This window comes from uncultured Lactobacillus sp. (assembly GCF_902491705.1).
GTDB lineage: Bacteria > Bacillota > Bacilli > Lactobacillales > Lactobacillaceae > Lactobacillus.
The window spans coordinates 1-7061 of the sequence record NZ_CABUIW010000080.1 but is presented as its reverse complement, the minus strand read 5'-3'; the positions used below and the strand labels follow the sequence as shown (position 1 = coordinate 7061).

The window sequence follows — 7061 nt, the reverse complement described above, 5'->3', positions numbered from 1 at the left end:
TTGTTCTTTATTAAATTTAGTCATAATAAAAGACCCAAAAGTGTCTAACTTTTGGGTCTCACTTCATTGAATTGATTTAGAAGGTATTTTTTTAGTTCTCATTATTTTGATCTAAGTCGATCATAAAGTAGTTGTTGTCGCCGCGATAGGTGGCGATTGAATATTCAATTTTTTGTCCTGCACTGGTGCTCCCAATTGTATGGAAATAGAAGACTGGGGCAGTGCGTTCGATATTAAGAAAATTACTGTTAGTTTCACCAGCAAGCTTTACTTCTAATTTGCGTTGAACATGGGTAACAGCTAAATGGTAGCTCTTTAGAACTTCATACAATGATTCATGATTGAAATCGTGTTGCTCAAAGTCAGGCAATTGTTTGGCTGGCAAGAAGGTAGTAACCAAAACTACTGGCGTGTTCTCTGCAAAGCGTAAACGCACTAACTTATAAACTTCACTTTTTTCTTCAAGATCTAGTGCTTCTTGAACTTCGCGATTAGCTTTGATTTTTTCGAAAATCAGTACTTGCGTCTTTGCTACACGGCCATTTTGCTTAATTTCATCGTTATAGCTCTCAATCACGTGGGTGAATTCCTGCTTAAGTTTAACGCGCTTAACAATTGTGCCACGCTTTTTTCGGCGTTCAAGATAACCAGCTTCAACTAAATTGCGGATCGCATGCCTAATAGTTGGTCGACTAACATTGAATTCCTGTGCTAAATCAACTTCATTAGGAATTAGATCTCCTTCAGCATATTTCCCGTTTTTAATATCATTTAATAGTTGTTCTTGTATGTCTTTATATTTAGCTGAAGGCAAGGTGTGTTCCTCTTTTCTTAGTTAAATTTCAATGTAATCAACGTGATCGTCTTTCATTCTTTGCTTTAATGCTTCAATAATTTTAACACCGGCACTGCAACCAATTCTAGTGGCACCAGCTCTAATTAAAGCTAAAAAGTCATCACTATTTCTGATGCCACCTGCAGCCTTAACTTGAACACTATCACCAACAATTGACTTCATTAGCTTAACGTCTTCTACTTTAGCACCGGAAGTTCCAAAACCGGTAGATGTCTTGATGTAGTCAGGTTTTACTTCCTTGGCAATTTCAGCCATCTTTTTGATTTCGTCCTTAGTTAAGTAGCAGTTTTCAAAAATTACTTTGCAAGGGACATGATTTTGGTGGCAGGTTTCAACCATTTCGGTCATTTCACGTTTGATGTAGTCGTAATTCTTGGCTTTTAATTCGGTGATGTTGATAACGTAGTCAATTTCGTTAGCACCGTTTTTAATTGCGTCTTTGGTATCAAAGACTTTAGATTCAATGGTTTGTTGTCCTAAAGGGAAGGCAATAGCGGCACCAGTATCGATGTCAGTACCTTTAAGTTGTTCAGAACAGAACTTAGATTGAACTTGGTTAATGGCTACCATCTTAAAATGATATTTTTTGGCTTCATCACAAAGCTTCTTCATGTCTTCGTGAGTAGCGTCTGCATGTAAATTAGTATGGTCAATCAAACGAGCAAAATCATCTAAAGTGTATTTCATAATTAAGTCCTCTTTTTAATATGTTATTACATAATACCTACATAATTAATAATAGAGCATTTTATGTAACTGTCAAGATGGTTATGTGATGACAAAAATAAAAACTAATTCTATGTAATATTAAAAAATGTGACAAATGACACTATTTCTTCATAGGATAAAGATGTAGCATTTCAGTTGTAAGCGCTTATATTATTATCACGTAACGTTTTATGGAGGCATTCAATATGAATAAAAAAGATTCTCTTTATGAAAATATGGCAAAAAGAGAAAATCATTTTGCATTGCGTAAGTTAACAGTTGGGTTGACAAGTGTTCTTTTAGGTACTGCTTTGTTTTTAGGCGTTTCTTCAACTAATACATTTGCTGATACTGTGAATGAATCAAGTCCTCAAACTAAGATTGAAAAACAAAATGAAAATAAAGTTGAACTTAAAAAAAACAATACATCTACTGTAAAAGGTTCAATTGACACATTATCTAATACAACAAATAAAACAAATTCCCAATCCAAAGTTGAAAAGCAAAATGAAAATAAAGTTGAATCTGAGAAAAACAATGCATTTACTGTTAAAAGTTCAACTGATACTGTAAATGAAGCAAGTCCTCAAGCTAAAATTGAAAAACAAAATGAAAATAAAGTTGAACTTGAAAAAAACAATACATCTACAGTAAAAGGTTCAATTGACACATTGGCTGACACTACGAATAAAACAAATCCACAATTAAAAGTTGTAGAATCTAAGACTAATTTAGAAATTAATGATAATAAAGGCGAAAATGATACAGAGAGTCAACCAAATAAAAATACATTAGAACGACAAGTTGTTAAAGTAAATAATATTCAAGAAGAAAAAAATATTACAAAAGATTTAAAAGTATTATCTGATAAAAAAACAAATGATAAGGGAACTGGCATTGATTTTTCAAAATGGAAATATGAAGTTAACCCTGACGGAAATGTCTCAATTAATGATTATATTGGTGATAAAACAGATATTATAATTCCGAATAATATTGATTTTGCTCATGCAAATATTATTAGTAAAAATGGTAAAGCTTATATTACAGCACAATCATTAAATAATATTTTTGATAAGAATAAGACTTTAAAAATAACGTTTTCTAATAATGGAGACGGTCATATAATAGCGGCTAATGATGATTGGAATGGAGTATTTAGTAATTCGAAATTGACCAAAGCGGATTTGAGAGGCTTGGATACCACAAATATTAAAAATTTTCATGCCTTATTTGAAAACGATCATGATATAAAAGATATAAATGCTTCAAATATTAATGTTTCGAATGCCACGGATATGACATTTATGTTCCATGGAGATAATAACTTAATAAACTTAAATTTGACAAATTGGAATCCAGAAAAGGTAAAAGATTTTAGATCAATGTTTGATGGATGTGACAGTTTATCTAATATTGATGTTTCAAAATGGAATATTACCTCTGCAACAAGTATAGAGGCTATGTTTGCAAATAATAAAGCACTAAAATCAATAGACTTAAGTAATTGGGATACGAGCAATATTCAACATGCAAACAATGTATTTTTAAATGATAATAACTTAGTTTCTATTGGAAAAGCAAAATGGAATTTTGAAAAAGCTTTAGAAGTTGCAGGTATTTTTGATGGTTGCTCATCATTAAAACAAATTGATTCTAGTCATTGGGGCCTTCAAAATTGTACATTTATTACCAATGCTTTTAGAAACGATAAAAGTTTAATAAGTATAGGTGATACAACAAATTGGAACTTAAGTAAGGTTAGATTTGCAGATGGTATGTTTCAATCTTGTGAATCTTTGGAAAAACTAAATACGACAAATTGGGGGCTAAATAATGCGGAAGCATTACAATTTATGTTTTTCCATGCTGGTAAATTAGTATATCTAGATACAACAAATTGGAATTTAAATAAAGCAACGAATATGCAAAGTATTTTTGATACTTGTTCTAATTTGCAAAAGGTAAACACAACAAATTGGGGATTGCAAAATATTGATAATATTTGTTATGCCTTTGTAAATGATAAAAAATTAACAGATATCGGTGATACAACAAAATGGGATCTTTCAAAAGTCACTAATATTCAGCATATTTTTGAGGGCTGTTCTTCTCTTGAAAAAGTTAATACTGGTAGTTGGAATTTACAAAATGCTAGAGAAGTACAAGCAATGTTTCAAAATTGCTCATCATTAAAGTCTCTAGATACAACAAACTGGAATTTAAATAATGCAATTCATGCTGATAATATGTTTAACAATTGTTATAAATTACATCAATTGGATACAACAAATTGGAATATGCAACATGTTGAAACTATGACTGGAATGTTTCAAAATGATAAATCATTAACAAACTTAAATCTTTCAAAATGGAAAGTTAACAATGTTCGTTATATGGGATCAATGTTTGCCGGTACTACAAACTTGCACTATTTGGATCTTTCAAATTGGAATGTTAATAATTTAGGGACCGATCAAAATAATATATTTGCTTTAAGTGGTGACAAATTAGTTATTGGTAATGCTATATTAAATGATAAGATGAAAGTCAAAAATAATTTGTATCAGCCATGGACTTTTATAATGCACTTAGATCCCAAAAATGATCTATTTGATATGCAAATGAACGGTACTTTTGATAGCTTAGAACAAGCTAAATCTGTCTTTAATAATATTCTACAAGTTTATTCCAAAAAATATGATAAAAATAATTTCTTAAGATGGGCTCCATCACAAAATGCTATTGAGTATGGAAACACAGGTTTGTATAACAAGTATGTTCCTATTTTTAAAAATGGAAAATCTGAGCAAGAAAAACCTTTGGCACCAATTTATCAGCCCGATCACTCTATACCAGTTAATCCAGGAGTGATTAATGATAAATCAACTGAACATGAATCTGCTTATCATATGACTACTGATCAAGGATGGTCTAATGACTTGCAAACGATTATTTATAATCCTGTGACTGGTGAGTATAATCTTTATTTCTTACATTCAGTTGATGGCGCAGATAATCCATTTGGAACTAGTGGACAGAATTGGTCACGTCAAGTTACAAAAGATCTACTTCATTTTGAAATTCCACAAAATAATGCTTTAGAAGCACAACCAGATTCTATGCTTGGACCTGATGGTAAAAAAGTAGACTTAAAAGATAATACTAATGCTTGGAAATCGGCGTGGACTGGATCAATAGTTCAAAATACTTATGGCATAGTTAAGGACGTTCCTAAAGATGCATATATATCATATTTCTCTGGTTTGAAGAAATCGGATAATTCGCAAAATATTTGGGCTGTATATTCTTTAGATGGCGGTAAAACGTTTGATCATGTACTTAATAATGGAAATCCAGTAATTGATTATGTTAAAGGATCTAAAGATGCGAATAATGAACGAGATGCTGGTGTTTTCTATTATAATGGGCATGGCAAGACAGAAATGTATATGGCATGTGCAGAAAATGACAAGTTGGGTATATATGTTTCTGACGATGGTATCAATTGGGTAAAGTCTGATCCAGATCCTAATAAACCTGCTAAAGTAGGTGGTGAATCTGTTTTAACAGGATTTAATAATTCGGATACTCCATTAGAATGTCCAGCTGTTAGGTTTATGTACGTTACAGATGATAATGGAAATATAGAAAAGGACGCTCATGGAAATGCAATAGTCAAAGCAGTTATATTCTTTGGCGGTAAAAGAAACCAATATGGTGAAACAACAGGTACGTATTACCGAGTTGGGCACTTAGACGAAAATGGCTTATTTGTTCCAGAATATGAAAGTCATAGAGTTGATGAAGGTAGTGATTATTATGGCGCTAACTTCTCTGGCTCAGCAGATATTAATAAGCCAGATAAAAGTATAATTTCGATGGGATGGATTGGAAACTGGAGTTATACTTCAAATGGAATTAAAGTTAATGGAGCAAATAACGTTTCTGCAAGATTAGGATCCTATAGTTTGCCACGTACTTTAGTTCTTCATCAAAATGGCATAATTAAATCTATTCCAATTGTTAAAGGACTAGAAAAGGTTACTGATTCTAATGTAAAGCAAACAATTAAAAAGGATGGTCCATCAGTAGTCTTGAAAAATCAGCCTGTTAATAGTTACTATGATATGGTATTTTCAACCGCAAACAAACAGCCATATGAAGGAAAAATAATAATTAATATAGCTCAGGGAAAAGATTACGTAAATATTTCATTCGATCCTGTTTCGGGTATTTATAAAGTTACAGGAAATAGTGAAGAATTATCTGGAAATGCAGCCGATTATTATAAATATGGATTATCTTCTGAAGGAGGATATCTTGTAAATTCAGGTATTAAAGGTCAATCTAATATTAAGCTTCAAATATTTACAGATAAAAATTCAATTGAAATTTTCTTCCCTAATGGACAGACGTATACCATTACAAGGTTTGGTGATTATACTACACAGAGTATTCAAATAGATGGTCAAAATGATCAAGGAAATAATCAAATTGAATTAAATTATTCAGAAATCGAAAATACAAAAGTTGATTTTAGTAAACTAAAGAATAATGTGATTCAAGCAAATCAAATTAAAGACACTGTTAAATACAAGAATAGTAGTCTTAGCTCAAAAGAAGAGTTGAATAATACTCTTGAAAAAGCAATATTAATAACAGAACAGAGTTTTCCTAGCCAAAAAGAAATAGATATTATTTCAAATGAAATTCAATTAGCACTAAGTAAATTAGATGGTAAAGAAGATAATAATTCATCAAATTCAGATAATAAACAAATAAACAATTCATCAGTTCCAAGTATTGAACAAGAAAACAATTCATCAGATTCAGATATTAAACAAGAAAATAATTTATTGAATCCAGATAATAAACAGGTAATTAAAGATGATAATCTTAATAATGAAACTAATGATACGAATAAAATAAATACACCTAAGAATAAGAAAATAATAATCCATTCTTTTGCTGATAAAAATAGAATAAGTGTATTTAATGTTTTAGGAAAGAGGTTAAAGAAAACTGTTAGAGTAGGTTCTATTTATAGTGTTAAGGGTACTAAGAAGATTAAAGGAGTATTGTATTACAAAGTAATAATTAAAGGTCATGAATACTATCTTCCAGTATCTAACACTAGATCAATAAATAGATTTGTGAAAGAAACTAAATTCCATCATGTTGTAAAAATAAGAATTAAAACTAAAACTGTTAACTTGCTAGATTGGGATGGTCATAAAATTAATAGAAAGATTAAAAATAATGCAACATATGTAACGTGGGCTAAAAAGAGAATTAACCATCAGTTATGCTATAGAATTGGTAATGAAAATGAATGGATTCCGGCAAAATATGCTAAGGTTATTAAGTAAAGCATAGATTATTTGATAATGAAAAAGGTCTGTTAATCAAAGATAAACTTAAGATTAACGGCTCTTTGTCAAACATCCTAAAGTATAAGGTGAATAGAAGCATGACGATGCTTTTATTCACCTTT

3 protein-coding genes are annotated in these 7061 nt (G+C 30.7%); 1 reads left to right on the top strand and 2 read right to left on the bottom strand.

Annotated elements, in window-relative coordinates; translation table 11 throughout:
• Positions 1 to 91: 91 nt before the first annotated feature.
• Complete coding sequence (locus RDN22_RS10645; RefSeq protein WP_308558084.1) at positions 92 to 814, bottom strand: GntR family transcriptional regulator; 723 nt, start codon at positions 812 to 814, stop codon at positions 92 to 94.
• A gap of 21 nt (positions 815 to 835) precedes the next feature.
• Positions 836 to 1543, bottom strand: coding sequence for a deoxyribose-phosphate aldolase (gene deoC, locus RDN22_RS10640; RefSeq protein WP_308558083.1), 708 nt, complete (start codon positions 1541 to 1543; stop codon positions 836 to 838).
• 227 nt (positions 1544 to 1770) lie between these two features.
• Here deoC and RDN22_RS10635 point away from each other — a divergent pair, with 227 nt between their 5' ends.
• A complete protein-coding gene (locus RDN22_RS10635; protein ID WP_308558082.1) occupies positions 1771 to 6936 on the top strand; it encodes a BspA family leucine-rich repeat surface protein in 5166 nt (1721 codons plus the stop codon).
• The last annotated feature ends 125 nt before the right edge of the window (positions 6937 to 7061 follow it).

Coding starts and splice junctions, on each gene's coding strand:
- deoC (WP_308558083.1), bottom strand. CDS start 1,543: ATGAAATACACTTTAGATGATTTTGCTCGTTTGATTGACCATACTAAT.
- RDN22_RS10635 (WP_308558082.1), top strand. CDS start 1,771: ATGAATAAAAAAGATTCTCTTTATGAAAATATGGCAAAAAGAGAAAAT.